Source organism: Streptomyces sp. NBC_00273 (assembly GCF_036178145.1).
GTDB lineage: Bacteria > Actinomycetota > Actinomycetes > Streptomycetales > Streptomycetaceae > Streptomyces.
Genome location: NZ_CP108067.1, coordinates 8,440,140 through 8,465,408, shown reverse-complemented (window position 1 = coordinate 8,465,408; position 25,269 = coordinate 8,440,140). Strand labels below are relative to the sequence as shown.

The following is a 25,269-nucleotide window of genomic DNA, read 5'->3' as shown; positions in this document are numbered from 1 at the left end:
GTCAAAGAGAGTTGGCGCAAATCCGCATGGCCGGTCGCAATCGGTGGACGCCGGGTGGGCCGCAGCGGCCCACCCGGCGTCCACCGGTCAGCGGTTGCGCTAGTCGCGTACGAGGAGCAGTACCACGGCGAGGACCACGCCGAGGGCGACGGCGAGGGCACCGTGCGCGAGGCGGTGGCTGCGCAGGACGGGCAGGAAGCGGTCGACGGCGTACCGTCCGGGGCCGGTGAGGGCGAGGGTCGCGGCGCCCGCGGTCAGCAGCAGCTCGTACTCGATGCCCTCCGGGGCGAAGAAGGCGCCGGCGCCGTGGACGGCGATCGCGTTGATGAGGGTGCCGACGACGGCGGCCCCGGCGAGCGGCGTGAGCAGCCCGAGGACGAGACCGAGCCCGCCGAGGGTCTCGGTGAGGCCGGCGAGGACCGCCATGGCGTCACCCGCGGGGTAGCCGCTGGCGGTGAAGAACTGGCCGGTGCCGCTGATGCCGCCGCCCCCGAACCAGCCGAAGAGCTTCTGCGAGCCGTGCGCCGCCATGGTCAGGCCGAGGACCAGGCGCAGGAGGAGCAGGCCGGTGTCGTGGCCCGGGGTGGAGAGGGCGGCGGTCTGGGGGCGTACGGCCGGCGCGGCGGCCTGCGGCTTCGTCGCGGTGACGGAGGGGCTGGTCATCGGGGGGTCCTTCCGGTCGGGCGGCCCGGTGGGGAGGCAGGGAAGAGTTGTTCAAATTCGAACCGCTAGGCCCCGACCCTAACCATTGATTCAAATTGGAACAACCCGTGTAGTCTGGGGCCATGGCTGAACCGAGATGGCTGGACGACCGCGAGATGCGCGCCTGGAGCGGCTTCCTCGCCGCATCGGCCCTGGTGAACCGCCGTCTCGACCAACAGCTCAAGGACGAAGCCGGGCTCTCGCACCCCCAGTACGAGATCCTCGTACGGCTCGCCGCGGCGCCCGGGCGCGAACTGCGGATGACCGAGCTCGCCAACGGCTTGATCAACTCCAAGAGCGGGCTGACCTACCAGGTCACCCAGATGGAGAAGGCCGGCCTGGTCCGCCGCCGCAGCTGCCCCTCCGACGTGCGCGGCGTCTTCGCCGTCCTCACCGACGCCGGCAGCGCCAAGCTGGAGGAGGCCGCCCCCGGGCACGTGGCGACCGTCCGGGAGGTCCTCGTCGACGTCCTCACCCCCGAGCAGCTCGACGCGCTCGCCGACGGGCTGGGCGAGGTCGGCCGCCGGCTGCGCGGCCGGGACGCCTGAACGGACCCGGACGCCGCCGAGGCATTGCCGGCCCGATATCGGGGTATAGGGCCGCCATGGACGGAACGGTCTGGCTCGCCCTGGGCACGGTCGTCGCGGTGGGACTCGCGATCGCCGCTGCCGTGCTGCTCGTACGGGTCTTCGCGGCCCGGCGGCTGCTGGTCGACGCGGGGATCCCGCTGCGCGACAAGGCCCTGTTCTGGGCCGCGGTGATCTACACAGTCTCGCCCCTGGACCTGATCCCGGACCCCGTGTACCTGGACGACATCGGGATCCTGCTGCTGGCGCTGCGCTCGCTGCACGCGGCGGCCGGGGCCGTGCGCAGCACGAAGGAACCCGGCGCCGCCGCCTGAGCCGTCCGGTCAGACGTGCTGGTCGAAGAGGACCGGATTGCCGTCCGGGTCGACCACGAGGAAGCTGCCGGGGCCCGAGCCCGACTCGTCGACCTCGGTCAGGAACTCCACGCCCTGCGCCTTCAGCCGCCGCTGCACCTCCCGGACGTCGGTGAACGACTCGAGCGCACGTGCGCTGCCGTCCCAGCCCGGGTTGAAGGTCAGCATGTTCTTCTCGAACATGCCCACGAACAGCCCGATCACGACGTCGCCGTTCTTGAGGATCAGCCAGCCCTGCCCGGGATCCCCGCCGAAGGCGGCGAATCCGAGGTTCTCGTAGAACGCCCTGGAGGCGTCGAGGTCGCGGACGGTGAGACTCACGGAGAATGCGCCCAGGTCCATGCGCTCCAGCCTGGCCGCCCCCCGATCGGGCCGCAACCGCTCCCCCGCCCGGCGGCGGGCGGGAAGCGGCAGGTCAGCCTGGGTTCAGCGGACGCCGTGGGGACGGAACTGGATGCTGATGCGGGGACCGACGGCCCGCGCCGACTTGGGTACGGCGTGCTCCATGGTCCGCTGACAGGAGCCGCCCATGACCACGAGGTCGCCGTGCCCCAGGGGCAGCCTCAGCAGGGTGGCACCGCCGTCGCGGGGGCGGAAGGCGAGATCGCGCGGGTCACCGACGGAGACGATGGCCACCATCGTGTCCTCGACCCGGGAGCGGCCGGTCCGGTCGCCGTGCCAGGCGACGCTGTCACGGCCGTCGCGGTACAGGCACAGGCCCGCGGTGGTGAAGGGCTCGCCGAGTTCGGCGGCGTAGTGGCCGGTCAGCACCTCGCGGGCCTCCGTGAGCGAGGGGTGGGGCAGGGGCTCGTCCGCGGCATAGAAGGCGAGCAGCCGGGGCACCTCCACCTCCCGCTCGTACATCTGGCGCCGTTCGGCGCACCAGGGCACGTCGGCGGCCAGCCGCTCGAAGAGCGCGTCGGCGCCGCTCAGCCAGCCGGGCAGGTGGTCGACCCAGGCCCCGGCCCCGAGGTCGGTCCGCCGCATGCCGTCGAGGGGACCGAGCCGGATCTCGTCGCCCTGGTCGAAGAGGGACCCCTGGAGGCCCTGGACTGCGTGCATGGACCCAGCCTAACCCCGATAACCGAACACACGCTCGATTAACGCGCCGCGACTCGACCCTGCGGCACCCCCGACCCCGCGCCGCCCGACGTTCGGCACAGCAGGGTGACGGCCACGGAGACCCCGGCGACGACGGCGATCGCGGTGCCCGGGGCGACGCACTGGGCCAGGCCCCCGGCGACCGCGGCGCCGATGCCCTGCCAGGTCATCCGGCCGGCCGACTCGACCCCCTGGACCTGACCGCGGATGGCGTCGGGGGTCTGTTCGAGGAGCTGCTCCTGGAGGGGCAGGGTGGCCGCGTACCCGACACCGGCGAGGAAGACGGCGACGACCGCTACCGGGGCGGGCGGGTGGACGGCGAACAGCAGGAAGGGGGCGGCGAGCAGCAGCCGCAGGGCGAAGGCGAGGCGGCGTCGCCGGTCGACGGTGAGCAGTCGACCGACGGCCAGGTCCCCGAGGAGCATGCCCGCGGAAGCGGCGGCGAGGAAGGTGCCCGCCCGGCCGGGGTCGTAGGACAGGAACAGGGCCTCGCAGCCGACGACCAGGCCGTTGGGGACCCACAGGTTCAACAGCAGCCTGCGGCGGCCGGGGTGGGCGAACAGTTCGGCGTTCGTCGTCCAGGTCCGGCGCAGCCCGGGTCGGCGGGTGAACCGGATCGAATGTTCCCGGACGGTGGTGACCACGACGGCCGTCCCGAGGGCGGTCAGGGCCGCGGCGAGGACGAAGACCCCGTACGGGCCCAGGTACCGCAGCAGCGCGGCGCCGACGGCGTAGCCGGTGATCACCGTGGCGCCCGAGGTGACGTTCATCAGCGAACGGGCGGGCGCGTAGGCGGAACTGGGCACCACCTCGGCGAGCAGCCCCAGCCGGGTGCCGGTGCCGAGGGACTGGAAGAAGCCCAGCGTCAGCAGGAGGGCGAACCGGGCCGCGAGCGGCAGCCCCGGGACCGCCTGGGCGGCGACGCCCACCAACGAGACGAGTTGGAGCAGGAGCAGGGTCCGGCGGGGCCGCTCGCCGTCCGCGACGGACATGAGCGTCAGCGCGCCGAGCACCGTCGCGAACGTGGCGCCGTACATGCTCACGGCCGTCAGGAACGGTGAACCGGTCCGGTGGTTGACCAGCGTGCCGAGCGCGAAGCCGGACAAAGTGCTCGCGGTGACGGTGAGGGTGAAGCTGATGTAGAGGCCGCTGAACTCCTTGTTGCGGAGCAGGGCGCGGTATCCGGTGGTGGCGGTGGCCGGAGTTGCGGCGGGACTGGTGGTCCGGTGTGGAGGCATGAAAAAAGCCTCCGGACGCGTACACGGGCACGCACACCGAAGGCCAGCAGGGTCATTCTAGCAGTCCTGCCTGTCCAGTTGACGGACGCTTCGGGTCCCGCAGACCCCGCCGGAACCGCGTTACCGCAGCGTAGGCGTGTGATCAGGGACTCACGGTCTTGGCCGCAGGCGCTGCGCGCGGTACGGTCACGGCGACATTTCCACATAGCGACGACGGCGAGACGGAAGCCCGGTGTGAATCCGGCATGGTCGCGCCACTGTGTGCTGCGACGGCATCTCCACGATGGCGTCGCGGCGAGTCAGACCCGAGGACCGTCGTCCTGCACCACCGTATGGGACGCGTTGTTCCCCGAGGAGGTTCCATCATGGCCGAGGCTCTCGCTTCCGCTGCCGTATCCACCCCCGCCGGCTCCCTGTCGGCTCCGCTGCCCGTGCGCGCGGTGCTGCCCTGGGCGCTCTTCGTCGGTCTCCTGATGCTCGTCGCGCTGTACTTCGTCGGTGCCGAACAGGGCGCCACGGCCGTGTTCGCCGGCGAGGGCGTGCACGAGTGGGTGCACGACGGTCGTCACCTGCTCGGCTTCCCCTGCCACTGAGAGGCCACGCACATGTACGCCTCTACTGTCAGAGGACTGCTGGTCCGCGGCATGCTCGCGGGCCTGATCGCGGGGCTGTTCGCCTTCGCGGTCGCCTACGTGGTCGGTGAGCCGCCGGTCCGGGGTTCCATCGCCGTGGAAGAGGCCCAGGCCGCCCAGGACGCCGCGAGCGCCCCGAGCGCGCACGCCGGGCACGGCGGTGACGCCGCGTCGGGCGAGGCCGCCGAGGAGGAGGAAGAGCTGGTCAGCCGACCGGTTCAGTCGACCTTCGGCCTGGCCACCGGTGTCCTGGTCTACGGGGTCGCGCTGGGCGGCATAGCCTCGCTCGCGTTCTCGTTCGCCCTCGGTCGCGTCGGCGGGTTCAGCCCGCGGGCCACGGCGGCGCTCACCGCGGCGGGTGCCTTCGCCACGGTCTACCTGGTGCCGTTCCTGAAGTACCCGGCCACCCCGCCGGCGGTCGGCAATCCGGACACGATCGGTCAGCGCACCACGCTGTTCTTCCTGATGATCCTGCTCAGCGTGCTGCTCGGCATCGGCGCGATCATCCTCGGGCGGCGGCTGGCACCGCGCCTGGGCAACTGGAACGCGACGCTGACCGCGGGCGCCGGCTTCATCGTCGCCGCCGCCCTGGCGTTCGTGGTCCTGCCGGACAACAGCGACGCCGTCCAGCCCGGTTTCCCCGCGGCCCTGCTGTGGGAGTTCCGGGTCGCTTCGCTGGCCGTCCAGCTCGTCCTGTGGGCCGTGTTCGCCGTCGTCTTCGGCGTCCTCGCCCAGCGGCTCCTGGCCGCGCGCGCCGACGGCGCGGAAGTGGCGGCTCCGGCTCAGCAGGAGGCGCCCGCGCTCGGCTGACACCGGCCGCGACGCCTGTGCCCGGGCCCCGCCGACCCCCTGTGGGGGTGGCGGGGCCCGGGCATGTGCGCGCAGCGGCGCCCTACGATGTGCGCATGAGTGCGGGCAGGCATCTGGCAGGTGCACACGGTGCGCAGATCGCGCCGAGCGCACCGGACGCATCGGGCACGCCGGGCACGCCGGGCGGACCGGAGCGGGGCGACCGACTGGAAGCCGCCGCGTCCGTGCTCGCCCTGCTCGCCGACCGCACCCGCCTGGCCCTCATGGAGCGCCTCGGCCGGGGCGAGGCCGATGTCACCACTCTCACGGAGGCGTGCGGAGCCGCCCGACCCTCCGTGAGCCAGCACCTCGCCAAGCTCCGGCTGGCCGGGCTGGTCACCACGCGCAAGGACGGCCGTCGGGTCGTCTACGCCCTGGGTCACGGGCATTTGCGGCGGCTGGTGGACGAGGCCCTGAACGTCGCCGACCACCAGCTCGGCTCCCTCCCGCCGCACGACTGACCGCCGCGCGCCGGAAGCTGTCCCGCCACGATCGCGGCGAGCGCGAGCCCGAAGCCCACGAGCTGCACCGGGCCCAGTGTCTGCCCGAGCACCACGGCCCCGAGCAGTGCGGCGACCAGTGGCGAGAGCAGGCCGAGCACCGCGGCGGAGGTGACGGGGAGGCTACCGATGCCCTGGAACCACAGGACGAAGGTGGCCAGGCCGCAGACCAGGCAGAGCCAGAGGTAGCCGAGGAGCGCGGTCGGGCCGATGGCGGGCGGCGGCCCTTCGACCAGGAAGGTGACGGGGAGCAGGAACAGGCCGCCGGCCGTGAGCTGCCAGCCGGCGAAAGCGGTGGGTCCCATGCCGGCGGGCCGCCCCCAGCGCTTGGTGAGCGTCACCCCGAGGGCCAGCGTGGCCGCGGCGGCCAGGCCCGCCGCGATGCCCAAGGTGTCGAACGCCGCGTCCGGGCCGATCACCACCAGGGAGATGCCCCCGACGCCGATCACACCCCAGGCCAGGCGCCGGGCGGAGAGGCTCTCGTGGAGGACGGTCACGGCCAGCACGGCGACCATGAGGGGCATGGCCGCCGTCAGTGTGGCGGCCACACCTCCGGGCAGGCGTTCGGCCGCGACGAACAGCAGCGGGAACAGCAGTCCGATGTTCAGCGTGCCGAGCACCGCGACGCGCCCCCACCAGGCCCCCCGGGGCGCTGTCCGGGTGAGCGCCAGGGCGATCAGGCCGGCGGGCAACGCCCGTAACAGGCCCGCGAACAGGGGACGTCCCGGCGGCAGCAGCTCGGTGGTGACGATGTAGACCGTTCCCCACGCCAGGGGGGCGAGCGCGGTCAAGAGGGTGCGGGGCAGGTTCCCACGGGCCGTACGTGCGGCTGGACTTGTCATGTCTCGGAGTCTCGTGGGGCCCGATCGATGAGTCCAACACATGTTTGTCAGCCCATCGATCGTGATCCACGATGGATCGATGGAGCTCCAGCAGATGCGCTACGTCCTCGCCGTAGCCGAGACGAACAGCTTCACCCGGGCCGCCGAACGGTGCCTGGTCGTCCAGTCCGCCCTCAGCCACCAGATCGCGCGCCTGGAGCGGGAACTGGGCGCGCGGCTCTTCGAGCGCACCAGCCGTCGGGTGCGGCTGACCCCGGCCGGTGAGGCGTTCCTCCCGGCCGCCCGTCAGTGTCTGGACGCCGCCGAGCGGGCGGCCGCCGAGGTCGCGGCGGCCGTCGGGGAGGTACGCGGGCGGCTCGCCGTCGGGCTGATCCCGACCGTCGCCGCGGTCGACGTCCCGGGGGCGCTGCGCGACTTCCGCCGGCAGTACCCGCAGGTGCGCGTCAGCCTGCGGGTGGGCGCGAGCGAGGACCTGGTCGAGCGGGTCCGGGAAGGGGTCCTCGACGTGGCCTTCCTGGGGCTGCCGACGACCGCCCGGCCCCGGGGCGTCGCGGCCCGCGAACTCGCCCGGGACCGGCTCGTCGCCGTGGTGGCGCCGGACCATCCGCTCGCCGCCGAGCCGGCGGTCGACCTGCGCAGGCTCTCCCGCGAGGTGTTCGTGGACCTGCCGGCCGGAACGGCCGGACGGGTCCAGTCCGACCTGGCCTTCTCGGCCGCCGGTCTCGCCCGTGACGTCGCCTTCGAGGTCACCAGCGCCGACTACATCGCCCGACTCGTGGGACCGGGCCTCGCCGTGGCCATGCTCCCGTCCGCCTACGCGCCCCGGCTCGCCGGCGTGGCGACCGTCGAGGTGACCGACGCCCCGGCCCGCGTCGAGTACGCCGTCTGGAGCCGGACCGGCCGCACCCCGGCGGCGGCCGCCTTCCTCACCGCCCTCGACGACCACGTCCTCGCGTAGACCGCGACCGCGCCGGTGGACCGCGGCGCCCGCCCGGAACGGCGCACAACAGGTGCACAGGTGCGCACATGTTGACTACGCTGGATCCGACGGGTTCCAACGTGCTGTCATCGATCCGCCGACCGGGACGGGGACCGTGCTGTCCGTACTGCGCAACGGCACCTACCGCCGTCTGTTCACCGCCCAGGTCATCGCCCTGGTCGGGACCGGCCTGGCCACCGTCGCGCTGAGCCTGCTCGCCTACGAACTCGCGGGCGAGCGCGCCTCGGCCGTCCTCGGTACCGCCCTCGCGATCAAGATGACCGCCTATGTCACCATCGCCCCGGTGATCGGCGCGGTCGCCGACCGGATCCCCCGCCGGGTCCTGATGACGGCCATGGACCTGACCCGCGCCGGTGCGGCGGTGGCCCTTCCGTTCGTCACCGAGATCTGGCAGGTCCACGTCCTGATCTTCCTGCTCCAGGCGGCGTCGGCGGCCTTCACCCCGACCTTCCAGGCCACCGTCCCGGAGATCCTGCCGGCCGAACGCGACTACACCCGGGCCCTGTCGATGACCCGGCTCGCCTACGACCTGGAGAGCCTCTTCAGCCCGGCCTTGGCCGCGGCGCTGCTGAGCCTGGTCACCTACGACTGGTTGTTCGCCGGTACGGCCGTCGGCTTCCTCGCCTCCGCCGCGCTGATCGTCGCCACGGCGCTGCCCGGACCCGCCCCGGTCGATCCCACCGGCGGCTTCCGGACCAGGGCCGCCTTCGGCACCCGCCTCTTCCGGGCCACGCCCCGGTTGCGGGCCCTGCTCGCACTCGACCTGGCGGTCGCCGCCGCCGGAGCCGTCGTCCTCGTCGACACCGTCTCCCTGGTCCGCGGCCACCTGGGCCGCCCGGCCGGCGCCGTCCCGCTCGCCCTCGGGGCGTACGGCGCCGGCTCCATGGTGACCGCGCTGCTCCTGCCCCGCCTCCTGCGGTCCTCCACCGACCGGGCGGTGATGCTCCGGGCCGCCTTCGCCCTACCGGTGGCCCTGGCGGCCGGGGCCGCGCTCGCCGCAACCGGCCCGCGCGCGTGGTCCTGGCCCGCGCTCCTGGCCGTCTGGACCGCGATCGGCGCCGCCAGCTCCGCCGTCCAAACTCCGGGCGGCCGGGTGGTCCGCCGCTCCACCGCCGACGCGGACCTGCCCGCCGCGTTCGCCGCCCGCTTCTCCCTCTCCCACGGCTGCTGGCTGCTCACCTACCCGCTCGCCGGGTGGCTCGCCGCGGGGGCGGGGCTGCCGCTGACCGTCCTGCTCCTGGGCGCCGTGGCCCTGAGCGCCGCCACGGCCGCGGCGGTGGTCTGGCCGGCCCGGGACCCGTACCGGCTGGACCACGTGCACCCCGACCTCCCGCCCGGTCACCCGCACCTCGCCGACGCCCGCCCGGCCACGGGCGGTTGGCGGCACGGGCACCACTACGTCATCGACCGGCACCACCACCGCTGGCCCGGAAAAACACCTGGCCCCTCGTGCTGAGCGGCGTTACGATCACCGCGATGACCACTCACTCCCTTCACAGATCGGGGGTCCCGTCCACGCAAGGTGAGCGCTGATGCCCACCGAGAACGTGCACGGGAATTCCCGCCTCTCCCTCTGGCTCCGCGTACGCGAGTACGCCGTGCCGGCCTCCATGATCGAAACCGCGACCGCCCGCCGCTCCGCCGGGGACTGGGCCGGGGCCTGCGCCGCCGCGGGCGTCGACGTCGATCTCGATCTCCGTTTCCTCGCGCGCTCGCGCGGCCGTGAACTCGCGGCCCGGATCCGGACCGACCTTCGCCACCTGGCGCCCGACCTGTTGCGCTGGCACCTGCCGCGCATCGCTCCCGACGGACTGCTGCGCCCCGGGCTCACCCTCACGCTGGCCCGGTACGACACGGCCGCCGGCGACGACCCGCATGCCGTGCACCCCGTACCCCCCGTGCACCTCGTGGCCAGGACCGCGCCCGCGTGGGCGGACGGCGGTCAACGGATCAGCCTCGCCCTGTGGGACGGATCCCGTTCCGAGCGAGGCCGCCTGGGGGACCCGCGCCACGGGCCCCGTCCCGACCGCCGGTTCCGCCTCGACCTGCACCGCCACCTGTGGGACGCCCGCAGGACCGACGAGCTGCGGGTCCGGTCCGGGGCCGACCGGCCGCCCGCCGAAGGCCTTCCCCCACTGGACCCCGAGCTCCTGGCGGCGCTTCCGCGAGGGCACCGGTGCGCCGTCGACCGGTGGGCCGCCGAGGCCGGGATCCTGCTCCGCGCCGAGGGCCGGACCTCCGGCAGCGTCGCCGTACGGTTGGGGGCCCGCCAGCGGCTGGTACTGGACCTGGCCGCGGACGGCCCGGGGCCGCCCGCGGCGCGGATCGGGGCGATACCCGCCGACGGCAGCGCCTCCGCGCTGCCGGTGCTGCCCGACGCGGCGGTCTGGACCCTGCCCGACCTGGACCTGATCCGCACCGGAGCCGTCGAGGCCGGGCGACTGCACCCGCTGGTCGTCTCGGCACTGGTACCGGACCGCGCGCCGACCGGGCCGGCCGGGACCGCGGACCGCGCGGGGCAGCCCCGCCTCGTCGAGTGCCGGGGCGCCCGGCACCGCATCGGCCTGGTCGACGGGGTACTGGCCGCACTCGACCACGACCCGGCCGAGATCCGCCGGGAGGAACTGCTGGCCTCGCTGACCGGCACTCCGCTGCCCTGCCTGCAGGCCATCGACGCGGCGCACCGTCGGCCGGACTGCCTCACCGGGGTCCGCGAACGCCTGGACCACGGCGACGTCGCCGGGGCGCTGGCCGTGGTGGAAGGGCTGCTCGGCCCCGACGCCCTGCTGCGCGCCGGAGCCCTGCGGGACGAGCTGGAAGCGGCCGCGCTACGGCGGATCACCTACGGGCTGTTCCGGGCGGGCCTGGCCGGACCCGGTCCCGGCCGGATCCGCCCGGGGGCACATCGCCCACGGGACCACCGGCTCCACCCGCGCCAGGCACACGCCCGCTGACCCCGGGCCTTCTCGCCCCTCGTCCTCTCCCGGATCTCCCTCCTCCTCTCCCCCGGTCCCCCGGACCGCCCCCGTTCCTCACGAACCCACACAGGTGATCACCCATGCCCTCGCACACCCCGTTCACGACCACCGACACCCCCTCCCCGCTCGACGCCCCCTCCGCGCTCGACGTCGCCGAGCAACTGCTGGCCCTGCTGCGCGACACCACCACCGAACCGCGCCCCGACGACCAACTGGAGGCCCTGACCCTGGCCGTGGCCGCCGACCTGCCGGTGCTCCTGTGGGGTGAGCCCGGCATCGGCAAGACGGCGGCCCTGACGCAGCTCGCCGAGAGCCTCGACCTACCCCTGACCACCGTGATCGCCAGCGTGCACGAGCCGTCCGACTTCTCCGGCCTGCCCGTCGTCGGAGACGATCCCGCCGAACAGGGCGTTCCGATGGCCCCGCCGGACTGGGCCGTGCGACTCGTACGGGCCGGACGCGGGCTGCTGTTCCTGGACGAACTGTCCACGGCGCCGCCGGCCGTCCAGGCCGCCCTGCTCCGCCTCGTCCTCGAACGCCGGATCGGCTCGCTTCAACTGCCGCCCGGCGTAAGGATCGTGGCCGCCGCCAACCCGCGGGGCTCGGCGGCCGACGGCTGGGAGCTGAGCCCGCCCCTCGCCAACCGGTTCGTCCACCTCCAGTGGACCCACGACCACGACGTCGTGCTGCGCGGGCTCGGCGGGACCTGGCCCCGGGCGACCCTGCCGCGCCTGGACTCCGGGAAGCTTCCGGCGGCCGTGGACCGCGCCCGCCGGGCGGTGTGCAGGCTCCTCACCACCCGCCCCGCGCTCGTGCACCGGCTGCCCAGCACCGAGACCCGCCGGGGAGGCGCCTGGCCGTCACCCCGCAGCTGGGACATGACGATACGTCTGCTCGCCTTCGCCCACGCGGCCGGCTCCTCCAGGGAGGTGCTCTCCCTACTGGTCAGGGGCACGGTGGGGGACGGTCCGGGGCTGGAGCTGCTGGCCTCCTTGGACCGGATGGACCTGCCGGACCCCGAGGAGCTGCTCGCCGACCCGGCCGGCGCCGACCTGCCCGAACGGGGAGACCGGCGCCAGGCCACGCTCGACGCAGTGGTGGCGGCGGTCCGCAAGCGCCCGGACAAGTCCCGCTGGGACGCCGCGTGGGCGCTGCTGGTCCGGGCGCTGGAGACCGGAGCCCCCGACCTGGTGGTCGTCCCCGCGACCACCCTCGCCGCGCTGCGCCAGGAGGACTGGGACGTACCGGAGTCGATCGAGCGGCTCGCCGGAGTAGTGGCCCTGTCCCGGCGGGCGGACCTGTCGCAGGAGCGGGCGGCGGCCCGGACCGGGGACCCGGTGGGGGCCGGCCGATGAGCGCACCGACGACGGGCACGCGGCGGGCGGGGGCACGGCCGGCGGGGGCGCTGGACCTCGACAAGCTCTTCGCGGCCCGGCTGCAGGCCGCCCGGGTCCGGCCCTACCTGGCGACGGCGCTGTTCGCCCTGCACGCCGTGGAGTCGCGGCAGGTGCCGACGATGGCCGTCGACCGCCACTGGCGGTGCTACGTCTCGCCGGGGTTCGTGGACCGGACACCGGTGGAGGAGCTCGCCGGGGTCTGGGTCCACGAGGTGTCCCACCTGCTGCGCGACCACCACGGACGCGGTGACCGGGTCGCCCGGGAACGCGGGCTGACCGGCCCGGGCGAACGGCTGCGGATGAACATCGCCGCGGACTGCGAGATCAACGACGACGCGTACGGCGAGGGGCTGGTACGTCCCCAAGGGGCGCTGACGCCGCAGGACCTGGGGCTGCCCCCGGGCGAGCTCATGGAGGACTACCTGCGGCAGTTCAGGCTCGGACCGCGGACGCAGGAGCTGGTCTGGCTGGACTGCGGCAGCGGCGCCGACGGTCTGGAACGCGAGTGGGACCTGGGGCCGGACGGCGCGCACGGCCTCGGCGCGCAGGAGCAGGAAGCGGTCCGGTTCCGGGTGGCGCAGGGGATCAACGGCCGTCCGGGGAGCGCACCCGCGGGGTGGCGGCGGTGGGCCGAGGAGGCCTTCCACCCGCCGCAGCCCTGGCGGGAGCTGCTGGGCGCTGCGGTCCGGTCGGCGGCCTCCGGTGCGGGCGCGGGCGAGGACTACAGCTACGCCCGGCCCTCCCGGCGCTCGACCGCGCTGCGCGGCGCCGTGCTCCCGAGCCTGCGGCGCAGACCGCCCCGGGTCTGCGTGGTCATCGACACCTCCGGTTCGGTCAGCGACGACGAGCTGGGCAGTGCGCTGCTGGAGGTCGCCGCGATCGCCCGCGCCGTGGGCGGCCGTAGCGACCTGGTCAGCGTGGTGCCGTGCGATGCGGCGGCCCGGATCGTGCACCCGCTGTGCAGCGGCGAGGGCATCCCGCTGCTGGGTGGCGGAGGAACGGATCTGCGCACGGGATTCGCCAAGGCCCTCGGTACGGGACCCCGGCCCGACGTGATCGTGGTCCTGACGGACGGGCAGACGGCCTGGCCGGACACGCGACCGCCGTGCCGCACGGTGGTGGGCATCTTCCACCGGGACCGGGGGAGCCGTTGGCGCGAGGACGACCCCGACTACGTGCCGAACTCCCCGCCCGCCTGGGCCCGCGTGGTGACCATCGGGTCCCCGGGCGCCCGCTGACCGGCATCCACCGGGCCGGACCGGAGATGACGGAACGTGCCCGGACAGGATACGAAGACCTCGTGAACGAAAAGACCCAGGCAGCGACCGTCCGCGTGTTCATAGCGCTGGCTCCGCCCGACGACGCGAAGGAAGAGCTGGAGCAGCGGCTGCAGCCGACCTACGCCGCGTACCCGCGCATGCGATGGAACCGCATCGAGGACTGGCACATCACCCTGGCCTTCCTCGGCGAGCTCCCGGTCACCGCCCTCGAACTCCTGCGGCCGCCGCTCGCGGAGCTCGCCCGGGCCCGGCGGCCCCTGCGGCTCGCGCTGCGCGGCGGCGGGCACTTCGACGAGCGGGTCCTGTGGACCGGGATCGACGGAGACCTCGAAGGGCTGCACCTCCTCGCCTCCGAGGTGCGCGCCGCGGTCACCGACTGCGGCATCCCCTTCCACGGCCGGCCCCTGCGCCCCCACCTGACACTGGCGCGCTCCCGCCGCCACGACACCACGAGCGCGGTGGAGGCCGCCACCGGACTCGACGCGTTCACCGGCCGCCCGTGGAAGACCCGGCGCCTCCACCTCGTCGGGAGCAACACCGGCCGCGGCCCCGGCCCCATCCACTACCGCGACATCCAGGCCTGGCCCTTCGAAGGCGGCGGCGCCTGACACCGGCGTCGCCGCCGCGCGCGGGACCGCCACGGGTTCGCGCCACGGCTTCCTCCCGGTGGGCCGCCCGGCCTCGTATCGTGGCGACGGACGGACCGCCCGCGAGGGTCCGCCGGTGGTCCAGCCCGAGCCGAACACCCGCCGGAAGACCGGATGGAGCGGCATGAGGATGCTGATCAACATGCCCTGGTTTGGCGCGGCCGCAGGTCAGAAGGCCCGCGTTGGCCGCGTCCTGGCCGATGAGGATCGTCAGGACGGCGCCGGCGAGTGAGCGTGGCGACTGCCGGGCTCACCGGATTGTGGCGCGGGCCTCGTGGTGTGCTTGTTCTACTGGGGAGCTGCCCGCGCTCTCTTCGGCGGACCGCTCAGCACGGGCGGCCGCAGCGGCCATCTGGTTACGGAAGGGAAATCTCGGCATTCAGGTTGAGAGTGACCTACGGGCCGGATAGTTGTTCTTCCTATGACTCTCGCTTCCAGCGTCTTGAACGCTGCTGATCCGAACGGCTACGCCTTTCCTTGGGCACTGGTGGACGTGGAGACGTCGGGCCTGATACCGAGGCGGGACCGGGTGCTGTCGATCGCCGTGGTGACTCTCGGGCCGGACGGTCAACAGACGGGCGAGTTCACGACCCTGCTGAACCCCGGCTGCGACCCGGGCCCCGTACACGTGCACGGCCTGACCACCGAACTGCTCATGAAGCGCAGACAGGCGGCGCCAAACACCCGTGACCGGGGGAACGGGCTGTGGCGGGGCCGGCCGTGTTCCCAGGCGGGCGGAGGACTGCTTTCGCCCGGGACCGGAAGGAAGGGCGGACAGCCGCCGACCCGGCCGGGCCTCCGCGCCGCACACTGCGGCATCGCAGCCGGGCCATTGTCACCTCGGCCGAGGTCGGCTGGGCGTCCGCCGGGAGCCACTGCTCCGGCCTCCGAGCCCAGCTGCACAGAAGCGACGCGGCCGCCGCCGCAATCCGCCGCACGGTGCCTGCGCCTGCCCTCCGCCATCCGACCCGGCCCTGTGAACGAGGGTGGCGCGTCGTGTGATCGAGGCCGCCGCAAAGCCGCTCCAACAGCTGCGCCGGGCCGCATCCGACGGCCGTACGCAGCTCGGGTTCGCCTCGGTTGCCCCGTGCGACAGCTCGCCCCTCCCGATCACTCTCAGAACGTCCCACCCCACCCCATCACCTCCGCATCGCCTCCGCCCGAAGGCCGCCGGGACCAGGATCCGGACCATGTCCGGACCAGCCCCCTCCAAGGAGCCGTACGTACTGCCGTTTGCGCTGGTCACCGTGGGTTCAACTGCTGTGCCACCAGCAGACGACCACGCACGCACTCCACCGACGGATCGCACGCCTCGGCTGCTTGCTCCAGTTCCCGAACGTCTTGAGCGCTTGAGCCGCTGCGACGGCAGGGACCGCCCCGAGATGGCCTTGGCTGCTCGGCGCAGCCTCGAGTTCGCGACGCCGAGCGCGATCGCCATGGCCACCGTGCGCGGCACCGCCAGCTCGACCTGAGCCGGGTGCCACGCCCGGGACCACCGTCTGCCTGTCGCTGCGGGGTGGGCTGCCCTACCGTCGGAGCGAGCGGTATGCAGTCGTCATGGCGCCTGACGGGTCATCACAGAAGTCAGCAGTTGGTCAGCATCAATACCGCCAGAACCCGCTTTCAGACGCACTCGACCACCGAGATCAACATCAGGACTCAACCACTCTGACCTGCAAAGACACTGCTCAGAGGGTCACCTTGTAGCCTCACCGGGAGATGCCCATGAGAATGCTGATCAACAGCCCGCAGACCGTGGTCACCGACGCCCTGCGCGGGATGGCGGCCGCCCATCCCGAACTGGACGTCGACGTGGAGCGGCGGGTGGTCGTACGGCGGGACGCGCGGTCGGGCGGGCGGGTCGGGGTGGTGTCCGGGGGCGGGTCCGGGCACGAACCGCTGCACGCCGGGTTCGTGGGGTACGGGATGCTGTCGGCCGCGTGTCCCGGGGAGGTGTTCACCTCGCCGGTGCCCGACCAGATGGTGCGGGCGGCCGCGGCGGTGGACTCCGGCCAGGGGGTGCTGTTCGTGGTCAAGAACTACACCGGGGACGTGCTGAACTTCGAGATGGCCGCAGAGCTCGCCGAGGAGGACGGCCTGCGGATCGAGCGCGTCCTGGTCGACGACGACGTCGCGGTGACCGACAGCCTGTTCACCGCAGGGCGCCGCGGCACCGGGGCCACCCTGTTCGTCGAGAAGATCGCCGGGGCGGCCGCCGAGGAGGGGGCGCCGCTGGAGCGGGTCGCCGCGCTCGCCCGGCAGGTCGATGCGTGCTCGCGGAGTTTCGGGGTGGCGCTGAGCGCGTGCACCACTCCCGCGAAGGGCAGCCCGACCTTCGACCTGCCGGACGGGGAGCTGGAGTTGGGCATCGGCATCCACGGCGAACCGGGCCGGGAGCGGCGCCCGATGATGTCGGCGCGGGAGATCGCCGAGGTGGCGGTGGGCGCCGTACTGGAGGAGCTGGCCCGGATCGGTCCGGCGGACGGGCCGGTGCTGGCACTGGTCAACGGGATGGGGGCGACACCGCTGCTGGAGCTGTACGGGTTCCACGCGGAGGTGGCCCGGGTGCTGGCCGAGCGGGGTGTGCCGGTGGCACGGGCGCTCGTCGGCAACTACGTCACGTCGCTGGACATGGCGGGGTGTTCGGTGACGCTGTGCCGGGCGGACGAGGAGGTGCTGCGGCTGTGGGACGCGCCCGTCCGGACCGCGGCGCTGCGCTGGGGGCTGTGAACGTATGGTGTCGGTGGGACTGGCCAGACGGGTGCGAGGCGAGGAGATCCGGTGCGTGACGCAGAGTTCTTCCGGCGCTGGATGGCGGCCGCCGCGGCCGCGGTGGCACGGGAGGCGGACCGGCTGACCGAGCTCGACTCCCCCATCGGCGACGCCGACCACGGGAGCAATCTGCTGCGGGGGTTCACGGCCGTGCTCGCCGCCCTGGAGGCGGAGCCGCCGGCGGCGGCGCCGGGCGCGGTGCTCCAGCTGGCCGGGAGGACGTTGATCGGGACGGTCGGCGGGGCGTCGGGACCGCTGTACGGGACGCTGCTGCGGCGCACGGGCAAGGCGCTCGGGGAGTCGGCCGAGGTGTCCGACGCCCAGCTGCGCGAGGCACTGTCCGAGGGGGTCGGGGCGGTGGCGCAGCTGGGCGGTGCGGCGCCGGGGGACAAGACGATGCTGGACGCGCTGGTGCCGGGGGTGGCCGCGTTGGGTACGTCGTACCGGGCGGCCGGGAGTGCGGCGGAGGACGGGGCGCTGGCGACGGTTCCGATGCAGGCGCGCAAGGGGCGGGCCAGCTACCTGGGCGAGCGGAGCATCGGCCACCAGGATCCTGGGGCGACCTCGTCGGCGCTGCTGCTGGGGGCGCTGGCGGACGTGGCGGAATCGGCGGGCGCGCGGTGACCGGCGAGCACGCGGCGCCCGACTCCCCTTCCGACTCCGGCCCCGGATCCGCCCCCGGATCCGCCCCCGGCCCGGCCCTGGTCGGCATCGTGCTGGTTTCGCACAGCGCACTGGTCGCGGAGGCGGTGGCGGAGCTGGCGCGCGAGCTGGCGGCCGGCGGACCCGTGGCCCTGGTGGCCGCGGCGGGCGGCACGGCAGTCGGCGGCCTCGGCACGAGCACGGAGCGGATCCTCACGGCCGCCCGCGAGGTGGACCGGGGCGCCGGGGTGGCTCTGCTGGCCGACCTGGGCAGCTCGGTGCTGACGGTGAAGGCCCTCCTGATGGAGGACGAACTCCCGCCCGACTCGCTGCTGTTGGACGCACCGTTCGTCGAGGGCGCGGTGGCGGCGGTCGTGACCGCGTCCACCGGAGCCCCGCTGGCGGCGGTCGCGGCGGCCGCCGCCGACGCGTACACGTACCGCAAGGTCTGACCGGAGGGCCCGACCGACCGGAAGGGCCGACCGACCGCAAGGCCTGACCGCGGGAGCCGCGGGCAGGCCGACCTGGCCCAGCGGCCCTACGGGCGCCCGCGGAGGGTTTCGATCTCGCGGCGCTCGCGCTTCGTCGGGCGGCCCGCCCCCCGGTCGCGGATGCCGACCACGGCGGCCTCCACGGGCGTGGGCGGCGGCGGGCTGTTGTCGATCAGGCATTCGGCGGCGATCGGGGCGCCGACCCGCTTGGACACGGGCCGCTTGACGACGACGATCCGCTCGCGCCCCGCGTGGAAGAGCCGTACCTCGTCCCCCGCGCGCACGGGCTGCGCCGGCTTGGCGCGCTCCCCGTTGACCTTCACGTGGCCCGCCCGGCAGGCGGTCGCCGCGATCGAGCGGGTCTTGGTCAGGCGCACGGACCAGATCCACGCGTCGACCCGTACCGTGCCCGTTCCCGTTCCCTCATCAGCCATGTCCCGACTCTAGCGAGCCGGGCACGGCAGAACGGAACGAGTTTTTGGCAGATGCGCCAAGAAGTATTGCATCTGCCATGGAGATCAGGCCAAGAGAATTGCAAATGCGCCACACGTACCCATACGTTGTCGCCCATGCAGTCCTACACCATCGGACAGGCGGCGCGTCTGCTGGGCGTCAGCCCGGACACCGCGCGCCGCTGGGCCGACGCCGGCCGGGTCGTGACCCATCGCGACGAAGGCGGCCGACGCCTGATCGACGGACGCGACCTGGCCGCCTTCTCCGTCGAGGTGGGCCAGGGCGCCCACCTCGAGGACGGGGAACCGTACACCTCGGCGCGCAATGCCTTTCCCGGCATCGTCACGGCCGTCAAACTCGGCGACGTGGCCGCCCAGGTCGAGATCCAGGCCGGTCCCCACCGCCTGGTCTCCCTGCTCACCCGTGAGGCCGTCGAGGAGCTCGGGCTGGAGGTCGGCATGCAGGCCACCGCCCGCGTGAAGTCCACCAGCGTGCACATCGACCGCACCTGATCCGGACGGCGCCGCCCGCCGACCACCCGCGGTCCCCCGCACCACCCGCTCAACATCACCGAACGTCCCCACCCGCTCCGCCCGTCACCGGCGCGGGTCACCACCGCGCGGTTCCGGCAGCAGGCCGGCCGCCGACCCGACCGAGGAGCACCTGCTCATGTCCCCGATCACGACCCGCCGTCGTACCGCCGCCGCCGCGCTGACCGCCGCCCTGCTCGTGCCGCTGGCCGCCTGTGGCGGCAAGAGCGACGACAAGGCCGCCCCCGAGACCACCCCCGAGCCGAAGGCCGTGAACCTCACGGTGCTGGCGGCCTCCTCCCTCACCGACGTCTTCAAGACCGCGGGTGAGGAGTACCAGAAGACCCACCCCGGCACGAAGATCACCTTCTCCTTCGCCGGTTCGCAGGAGCTCGCGGCCCAGGTCAAGCAGGGCGCCCCGGCCGACGCGCTGGTCACCGCCGACACCAAGACCATGGACGGGCTGAAGGCCGAGACCGGCGACGCCACGATCATCGCCAAGAACCGCCTGGTCATCGCGGCCACCAAGGCCAACCCGTTCAAGATCGACGAGCTCAAGGACCTCGCCGACACCAAGATCAAGGTCGTGCTCGCCGCGCCCGAGGTCCCGGTCGGCCGCTACAGCAAGCAGATCCTCGACGCCCAGAAGATCGAGGTGAAGCCGGTCTCCCAGGAGCCCAACGTCCGTGCCGTGCTGAGCAAGGTCGAGCTCGGTGAGGCCGACGCCGGTCTCGTCTACAAGACCGACTCCGCCAAGTCCGGCGACAAGGTCGTCACCGTCGAGATCCCGGACGACCAGAACGCCGTGGCCTCCTACCCGGCCGCCACGCTGAAGCAGTCCAAGAACGCCACGGAAGCGGCCGCCTTCGTGGCCTGGCTGAGCACCCCCGAGGCGCAGAAGATCCTCCAGGAGGCGGGCTTCCAGAAGGCGTGACCGCCGGTCGGACCCGCACTCCCTGAGGGGCTGCCTGAACCGGGGGGACAGGCAGCCCCTCTCGGCGTTCTCGCGGCCGGGCCCCCGGACCCAGCGCCGGCCGCCCGGCCGCTCACGCTCCCCCACAGCCGACACCCCAGCCAGGAACCCTCATGAGCAGACTCCGCAGCCGAGCCGGCGCGCCCAGCGGCATACGCGTCCGTACCCGTGCCCGCACCCGGCCCCCACTGGCCCTGGCGCTCCCCGCGCTGCTCGCCGTCGCGTTCCTGCTGCTGCCGCTCATCGGCATCCTCGTCCGCACCCAGTGGGGCGAACTCGGCACCCACCTCACCAGCCCCGGCGTGGTCGAGGCCCTGAAGCTCTCGCTCCTGGTGTCCCTGTGGGCCCTGGCCCTCTCGCTGCTCCTCGGCGTACCGCTCGCCTGGCTGTTGGCCCGCGTGGAGTTCAAGGGCAAGGCCCTGGTCCGCTCCCTCGTCCTGCTCCCGATGGTGCTGCCGCCGACCGTCGGCGGTGTCGCCCTGCTGCTCGGCTTCGGCCGGCGCGGGCTGCTCGGCCCCTGGCTGGAGGGCACCTTCGGGATCACCCTGCCCTTCCACACGTCGGGCGCCGTCGTCGCGGCCACGTTCGTCGCCATGCCGTTCCTGGTGATCAGCCTCGAAGGCGCCCTCGGCGGTCTCAAGCAGAGCTACGAGGAGACCGCCGCCTCGCTCGGCGCCTCGCCGGTCCGGGTGTTCTTCACGGTGACCCTGCCCATGGTCGCCCCCGGCCTGATCGCCGGTGCGGCGCTGACCTGGGCCCGCGCACTGGGCGAGTTCGGGGCGACCATCACCTTCGCCGGCAACCTGCCCGGCACCACCCAGACCCTGCCGCTCCAGGTGTACCTGCTGCTGCAGGACAAGCCCGAGGCCGCCACCTCCGTCTCGTTGCTGCTCCTCACGATCGCCATGGGCGTACTGATCGCCCTGCGCGGCCGCTGGACGGGCACCCCGGTGGCCCGCGAGGCCGCTTCGACGCCGATCCCCGAAGAGGCCCACACCTCCGACGCCCGCGCCTCCGACGCCCGCGCCACCGTCACCCACGGCGGCGACGCCGCGCTGCCCCACGACAGCGGCCGCTGGCCCCTGCACGCCACCGTCACCGGCTTCAACGAGCTCACCCTCGATGCAGAACCCGGCACCACCATCGCCGTGGTCGGCGAGAACGGCGCCGGCAAGACCACCCTGCTGCGCGCCCTGCTCGGCCTCACCCCGCGCGCCCACGCCGAACTGCGGCTCGGCGACGACGACGTGACGGCCCTGCCCCCGCACCGGCGCCAGGTGGCCTGGGTACCGCAGGACGGGGCGCTGTTCCCGCACCTGACCGCCGTGGCCAACACCGCGTACGGGCTGCGCGCCCGCGGGGTGCCGCGCGCGCGGGCCCGCCGCGAGGCCCGGGCCTGGCTGGAACGGCTGGGCGTCCTGCACCTCGCCGACCGCAAGCCGGCGCAGCTCTCCGGCGGCCAGGCCCAACGGGTGGCCCTGGCCCGGGCGCTGGCCGCCCGCCCCCGGCTCCTGCTCCTGGACGAACCGCTGGCCGCGCTCGACCAGACCACCCGGGCCCGGGTCCGGCACACCCTGCGCACCCACCTGGCCGGCTTCGGCGGGGTCTGCCTCATCGTCACCCACGATCCCGTCGAGGCCGTCTCCCTGGCGGACCGGGTCCTCGTACTGGCCCACGGCCGGGCCCTCCAGGACGCGCCGCCCGCCGAGGTGACCCGGCACCCGCGTTCCCCGTGGGTGGCCCGCATGCTGGGGCGCAACGCCTGGCCGGGCACCGCGTCGGCCGACGGGCTCGCCCTCGCGGCCGGCGGTCGGCTGGTGGTCGCCGAGACGCTGCCCGAGGGGGCGAAGGCGCTGGCGATCATCGCTCCGGAGGCGGTCTCGGTGCACCGGGACCGCCCGGGCGGCAGCCCCCGCAACGTCTGGCCGGGCACCGTACGGGAGATCACCGCGGTCGGCAGCCGGTTGCGCGTGCTGATCGCCTCGGCGAAGGTGCCCGACCTGGTCGCCGAGATCACCCCCGACGCCGCGGCCGAACTGGGCATCGTGGACGGCGCCGCGGTGTGGACGAGCGTGAAGGCCACCGAGGTCACGCTGGTGCGCCTCTGACAGCACGGGGCGGCCGTGGGCCGGGCTCCGGGCGCCCGGCCCACGGCCCACGGCCCACGGCCCACGGCCCACGGCCCACGGTCCTCCGGGCGCTCCCGCAGTCCCCGGCGGGCGAACGGCGCCGGCTACGGCACCTCGCCACGTCGTCGGAGCACCCGAACGCGCCCGGTACGGGGGCGCCCCCTCCGCCGGGGCCCCTCCCCGCAGTAGCCGGGGGCGTTGCACCGCACCTGACGCCGCGGGCTGATCCGCCGTGGATTCCCGGACACCACCTAGCCGGCGTCCTCCGGGGCCGCCAGGGCGAACTCGCACCAGACGCACTTCCCACCGCCCCGGGGCTCCACGCCCCACTCGTCGGCGAGCCGGTCCACCAGCATCAGCCCGCGCCCGGAGACCGCCCAGTCACCCGCCTCGCGCCGCCTCGGCAAGGCGCTGCTGCCGTCCTCGACCTCGATCCGGATCCGGCCCTGCGCCGTGAGCCGCATGCTGACGTGGCCGCCGCCGTCCGTGTGGACCAGGGCATTGGTCATCAGCTCGTCCGCGGCCAGTTCGATCTCGTCGGCCCGGTGCCGCGCTCCCCAGGCGGCCACCGCCGCCCGGATCAGGTGCCGGGCCAGCGCCGGGGCCTTCGTGTCACCCGGTTCCAGGCGCTGCTGCAGCGGACCCCCGCCGCGCGCGGTGGGGGTGCCGCGGCGGCGCAGTACGAGCATGGCCATGTCGTCCCCGCCGCCCGCGTCGCCGACCAGGTCGCACAGCACGTCGGCGAGTTCCTCCACGTCGATCGGGCCGCTGTGGACCGCCGCCATGAGCTCCCGCATGCCGGCGTCCTGCTCGGCGCCGGGGCGTTCGATGAGGCCGTCGGTGCACAGCAGCAGGGTGTCCCCGGGGTGCAGTTCGAGGCTGGTGACGGGGTAGCCCGAGCCGGTGCCCGGCTGTTCGCGGGGCGGCAGGCCGAGCGGCAGCCCGCCGGCCACCTGGACCCGGTGGACGCTGCCGTCGCCGCGCCGCACGACGGGGTCGAGGTGCCCGGCACGGACCATCCGGGCCATCCCGGTGGTCAGGTCCACCTCGGCGTAGGTGCAGGTGGCGAACCGTTCCGTCTCCAACTCGCGCAGGAAGGCCGAGGCCCGGGCCATCGCCGCGCCCGGCGTGTGCCCCTCGACGATGTAGGCGCGCATCACGATGCGCAGCTGCCCCATGACGGCGGCCGCGTCCGTGTCGTGCCCCTCGACGTCGCCGATCATCACCCCAACCCGGCCCTCGCCGAGCGGGACCACGTCGTACCAGTCGCCGCCGATGTCCCGGCCCATCCGCGCGGACCGGTACCGTACGGCGATCCGCGCGCCCGGCACGTCCGGGATCCGGCGGGGCAGCATGGCCCGCTGGAGCCCCTCGGCCAGGTCGTGCTCCTGTTCGAAGAGGATGGCCCGTTGGAGGCTCTGCGCGACGCCGCTGCCGAGGGCCATCAGCAGGTTCCGCTCCTCGGTGGTGAAATCGCCGTCCCGCGTGTAGAGCAGCCCGAGCGCCCCGATGGGCCGCCCCTGGGCGATCAGCGGGAGGTAGACGCCGCTACGGACGGACAGCGGCTCGATGTACGGCCACAGATCCGGGTAGCTCTGCTGGAACTCCTCCCGGGAGACGAGGAAGACCGACTGCATGGTGCGCACGGCCTCGCTCATCGGGAGCTGCGCGTCGATCCGTGTGTACTCGATCTCGGGCACGTACGTGCCGAGCTGCCCCTCCGCGACCAGGTGGATGCGGCCGCCGTCGACGACGCCCAGCATCACGCTGACGGCTCCGAGGTGGCCGAGGGCCTGTGGGTCCTTGAGGATGTCGGTCACGTCGTTGACGGTGCGGGCGTGGGCGAGGATGGCGGTGGTCCGCTCCACGACGCCGGTCATCCGGCGCCGCCCCTCGATCTCCTCACCCTCGGCACCGGGCTCGCCGGGGTCGTGGGCTGCGTCGCGGAGGATCCCGATGACGCGGTACGCGCGACCGGACGGGTCCCGCAGGATGTGCCCCTGGATGTGGGTCCAGGCCGACGAACCGTCGCGCCGTCGGCTGCGGACGTAGGCCCCGTAGTGGCTTCGGCCGTCCTTGATCGCCTGCGCGACCCGGGTGTCGAGCCGGGCCTCCTCACCGGGGGCGAGGCGGATCCGGAGCCCGCCGGGGGTCCCGTCGTATTCGTCCGGGCGCAGGTCCATGACCTCGAGGGCGGTGGGATCGAGATGCATCCGACCGTTGTCGAGGTCCCAGTCGAAGGTGCCCATGCGATTGAGCGCCAGGCTCGTGTCCGGCCGCGCGGGCCAGCCGACGTCGGAGTTCTCTGACCTACGGGCCATGCAGCCAGGGTCTCACTCCCGCCCGCCGGTGTCCCTGCGGGAATCCCGGACACCCTCCGTGCCCGGCCCGACACGCCGGCGGGAGCGCCACCGGCGGTGCGGTCGGCGGGGGAACGGCCGCGGCACCAAAGGAGCCTACGGCCGCGGGGTTCAGCGCCGTCCGCCGCCCGAAAGGTTCGCGTCATGGACCAACAGGGCGATCTGAACGCGGTTGTTGAGGTCCAGCCGGGTCAGGATCCGGGACACGTGGGTCTTCACCGTGGGCAGCGCCAGGTGGAGCTCCCGTCCGATCTCCGCGTTGGACAGGCCCCGCCCGACCGCCAGGGCCACCTCCCGCTCGCGCCCGGCCAGCAGCTCCAGCCGGGCGCGGGCGGCGGTCGCCCGGGTGTCCTCGCCGAAGTCGCCCGCCACCTGGTCGATGAGCCGGCGGGTGACGGCCGGGGAGAGCACCGGGTCCCCGGCGGCCACCGTCCGGATGGCCGTCACGATCTCCTGCGGCGGGGTGTCCTTGAGGAGGAACCCGGCCGCTCCGGCCCGCAGTGCGCGCAGGACGTGCGCGTCGGTGTGGAAGGTGGTCAGGACCAGCACCTCCGGCGCTCCCGGTTGCGCCCGGAGCCGCTCGGTGGCGGCCAGCCCGTCGACGCCGGGCATCCGGATGTCCATCAGCACCAGGTGCGGTCCGTGCGCGGCGACCAGATCGGGCACCTCCGCCCCGTCCGCGGCCTCCGCGACCAGCTCGATGTCCGGGGCGCCGCCCAGCATCAGGCGCAACCCCGCGCGGACGATCGCGTCGTCATCGACCAGCAGTACGCGGATCACCGGCGCCCCGTCTTTCCTGTCTTGTGTCTTGCT

At 73.9% G+C, this 25,269-nt stretch carries 25 protein-coding genes and 2 pseudogenes; 18 read left to right on the top strand and 9 right to left on the bottom strand.

Annotated elements, in window-relative coordinates; all coding sequences use genetic code 11:
• Positions 1-99: 99 nt before the first annotated feature.
• Positions 100-663, bottom strand: coding sequence for a DoxX family protein (locus tag OG386_RS37825; RefSeq protein WP_328791857.1), 564 nt, complete (start codon positions 661-663; stop codon positions 100-102).
• 122 nt (positions 664-785) lie between these two features.
• On the opposite strand from OG386_RS37825, the gene OG386_RS37820 reads away from it, so the two are divergent.
• Positions 786-1,250, top strand: a complete 465-nt coding sequence (locus OG386_RS37820) for a MarR family winged helix-turn-helix transcriptional regulator (RefSeq protein ID WP_328791856.1) — start codon at positions 786-788, stop codon at positions 1,248-1,250.
• 56 nt (positions 1,251-1,306) lie between these two features.
• A complete protein-coding gene (locus OG386_RS37815) occupies positions 1,307-1,603 on the top strand; it encodes a YkvA family protein (RefSeq protein WP_328791855.1) in 297 nt (98 codons plus the stop codon).
• Between the two features lie 9 nt (positions 1,604-1,612).
• Here the strand turns inward: OG386_RS37815 and OG386_RS37810 are convergent, their stop codons facing one another.
• From OG386_RS37810 to OG386_RS37800, 3 genes are all read right to left on the bottom strand, one after another.
• Positions 1,613-1,984 (bottom strand): VOC family protein, encoded by a 372-nt coding sequence (locus OG386_RS37810; RefSeq protein ID WP_328791854.1) that lies wholly within the window; start codon positions 1,982-1,984, stop codon positions 1,613-1,615.
• Positions 1,985-2,068: 84 nt separating this feature from the next.
• Positions 2,069-2,704 (bottom strand): alpha-ketoglutarate-dependent dioxygenase AlkB, encoded by a 636-nt coding sequence (locus OG386_RS37805; protein ID WP_328791853.1) that lies wholly within the window; start codon positions 2,702-2,704, stop codon positions 2,069-2,071.
• A gap of 38 nt (positions 2,705-2,742) precedes the next feature.
• Positions 2,743-3,981, bottom strand: a complete 1,239-nt coding sequence (locus tag OG386_RS37800; RefSeq protein ID WP_328791852.1) for an MFS transporter — start codon at positions 3,979-3,981, stop codon at positions 2,743-2,745.
• A 365-nt stretch (positions 3,982-4,346) separates the two neighbouring features.
• Here OG386_RS37800 and OG386_RS37795 point away from each other — a divergent pair, with 365 nt between their 5' ends.
• The 3 genes from OG386_RS37795 (at position 4,347) to OG386_RS37785 (ending at position 5,923) form a co-directional block, all read left to right on the top strand.
• Entirely contained in the window at positions 4,347-4,574 is a 228-nt protein-coding gene (locus OG386_RS37795; RefSeq protein WP_189733983.1) for a CbtB domain-containing protein, read from the top strand.
• Between the two features lie 12 nt (positions 4,575-4,586).
• On the top strand, positions 4,587-5,423 hold the full coding sequence (locus OG386_RS37790; protein ID WP_328791851.1) for a CbtA family protein: 837 nt from the start codon (positions 4,587-4,589) through the stop codon (positions 5,421-5,423).
• Positions 5,424-5,518: 95 nt separating this feature from the next.
• On the top strand, positions 5,519-5,923 hold the full coding sequence (locus tag OG386_RS37785; RefSeq protein WP_328791850.1) for an ArsR/SmtB family transcription factor: 405 nt from the start codon (positions 5,519-5,521) through the stop codon (positions 5,921-5,923).
• On the opposite strand, the gene OG386_RS37780 is transcribed toward OG386_RS37785, so the two are convergent.
• Positions 5,842-6,804 carry an EamA family transporter gene (locus tag OG386_RS37780; protein ID WP_328791849.1) on the bottom strand — a complete coding sequence of 321 codons (963 nt, stop codon included), beginning with the start codon at positions 6,802-6,804 and terminating at the stop codon, positions 5,842-5,844. The two genes, OG386_RS37785 and OG386_RS37780, sit on opposite strands and share 82 nt — an antisense overlap.
• A 79-nt stretch (positions 6,805-6,883) precedes the next feature.
• Here OG386_RS37780 and OG386_RS37775 point away from each other — a divergent pair, with 79 nt between their 5' ends.
• From OG386_RS37775 to OG386_RS37745, 7 genes and pseudogenes are all read left to right on the top strand, one after another.
• Positions 6,884-7,762: a LysR family transcriptional regulator gene (locus tag OG386_RS37775; protein WP_328791848.1), complete on the top strand. Its 879-nt coding sequence runs from the start codon at positions 6,884-6,886 to the stop codon at positions 7,760-7,762.
• A gap of 136 nt (positions 7,763-7,898) precedes the next feature.
• Positions 7,899-9,260, top strand: coding sequence for an MFS transporter (locus tag OG386_RS37770; RefSeq protein ID WP_328791847.1), 1,362 nt, complete (start codon positions 7,899-7,901; stop codon positions 9,258-9,260).
• 76 nt (positions 9,261-9,336) lie between these two features.
• Entirely contained in the window at positions 9,337-10,758 is a 1,422-nt protein-coding gene (locus tag OG386_RS37765) for a hypothetical protein (protein ID WP_328791846.1), read from the top strand.
• 104 nt (positions 10,759-10,862) lie between these two features.
• Positions 10,863-12,137, top strand: coding sequence for an AAA family ATPase (locus OG386_RS37760; RefSeq protein WP_328791845.1), 1,275 nt, complete (start codon positions 10,863-10,865; stop codon positions 12,135-12,137).
• Positions 12,134-13,417 (top strand): vWA domain-containing protein, encoded by a 1,284-nt coding sequence (locus OG386_RS37755; protein WP_328791844.1) that lies wholly within the window; start codon positions 12,134-12,136, stop codon positions 13,415-13,417. Before OG386_RS37760 ends, OG386_RS37755 begins: the two co-directional genes overlap by 4 nt.
• A 26-nt stretch (positions 13,418-13,443) precedes the next feature.
• Positions 13,444-14,067 carry an RNA 2',3'-cyclic phosphodiesterase gene (thpR, locus tag OG386_RS37750; RefSeq protein ID WP_405786362.1) on the top strand — a complete coding sequence of 208 codons (624 nt, stop codon included), beginning with the start codon at positions 13,444-13,446 and terminating at the stop codon, positions 14,065-14,067.
• A gap of 460 nt (positions 14,068-14,527) precedes the next feature.
• A pseudogene (locus OG386_RS37745) lies at positions 14,528-14,761 on the top strand (DNA polymerase III); the annotation flags it as partial.
• Between the two features lie 163 nt (positions 14,762-14,924).
• Here OG386_RS37745 and OG386_RS37740 read toward each other — a convergent pair.
• Positions 14,925-15,017 (bottom strand): annotated as a pseudogene (locus OG386_RS37740) (MSMEG_1061 family FMN-dependent PPOX-type flavoprotein); the annotation flags it as partial.
• Positions 15,018-15,831: 814 nt separating this feature from the next.
• On the opposite strand from OG386_RS37740, the gene dhaK reads away from it, so the two are divergent.
• From dhaK to OG386_RS37725, 3 genes are all read left to right on the top strand, one after another.
• On the top strand, positions 15,832-16,836 hold the full coding sequence (dhaK, locus tag OG386_RS37735) for a dihydroxyacetone kinase subunit DhaK (protein WP_328791842.1): 1,005 nt from the start codon (positions 15,832-15,834) through the stop codon (positions 16,834-16,836).
• A 51-nt stretch (positions 16,837-16,887) separates the two neighbouring features.
• Positions 16,888-17,502, top strand: coding sequence for a dihydroxyacetone kinase subunit DhaL (dhaL, locus tag OG386_RS37730; protein ID WP_328791841.1), 615 nt, complete (start codon positions 16,888-16,890; stop codon positions 17,500-17,502).
• A gap of 77 nt (positions 17,503-17,579) precedes the next feature.
• The gene (locus tag OG386_RS37725) at positions 17,580-17,972 is read left to right on the top strand and encodes a PTS-dependent dihydroxyacetone kinase phosphotransferase subunit DhaM (protein WP_328793503.1); all 393 of its coding nucleotides are present in this window, start codon (positions 17,580-17,582) and stop codon (positions 17,970-17,972) included.
• Between the two features lie 86 nt (positions 17,973-18,058).
• Here the strand turns inward: OG386_RS37725 and OG386_RS37720 are convergent, their stop codons facing one another.
• Positions 18,059-18,445, bottom strand: a complete 387-nt coding sequence (locus OG386_RS37720; protein WP_327387022.1) for an RNA-binding S4 domain-containing protein — start codon at positions 18,443-18,445, stop codon at positions 18,059-18,061.
• 135 nt (positions 18,446-18,580) lie between these two features.
• Here OG386_RS37720 and OG386_RS37715 point away from each other — a divergent pair, with 135 nt between their 5' ends.
• The 3 genes from OG386_RS37715 (at position 18,581) to OG386_RS37705 (ending at position 22,075) form a co-directional block, all read left to right on the top strand.
• On the top strand, positions 18,581-18,976 hold the full coding sequence (locus OG386_RS37715) for a TOBE domain-containing protein (protein ID WP_030730138.1): 396 nt from the start codon (positions 18,581-18,583) through the stop codon (positions 18,974-18,976).
• A 157-nt stretch (positions 18,977-19,133) separates the two neighbouring features.
• On the top strand, positions 19,134-19,928 hold the full coding sequence (modA, locus tag OG386_RS37710; RefSeq protein ID WP_328791840.1) for a molybdate ABC transporter substrate-binding protein: 795 nt from the start codon (positions 19,134-19,136) through the stop codon (positions 19,926-19,928).
• Positions 19,929-20,080: 152 nt separating this feature from the next.
• The gene (locus tag OG386_RS37705; protein ID WP_328791839.1) at positions 20,081-22,075 is read left to right on the top strand and encodes an ABC transporter permease; all 1,995 of its coding nucleotides are present in this window, start codon (positions 20,081-20,083) and stop codon (positions 22,073-22,075) included.
• 272 nt (positions 22,076-22,347) lie between these two features.
• On the opposite strand, the gene OG386_RS37700 is transcribed toward OG386_RS37705, so the two are convergent.
• Positions 22,348-24,417, bottom strand: coding sequence for a SpoIIE family protein phosphatase (locus OG386_RS37700; protein ID WP_328791838.1), 2,070 nt, complete (start codon positions 24,415-24,417; stop codon positions 22,348-22,350).
• A gap of 150 nt (positions 24,418-24,567) precedes the next feature.
• A complete protein-coding gene (locus tag OG386_RS37695; protein WP_328791837.1) occupies positions 24,568-25,236 on the bottom strand; it encodes a response regulator transcription factor in 669 nt (222 codons plus the stop codon).
• Positions 25,237-25,269: the final 33 nt, after the last annotated feature.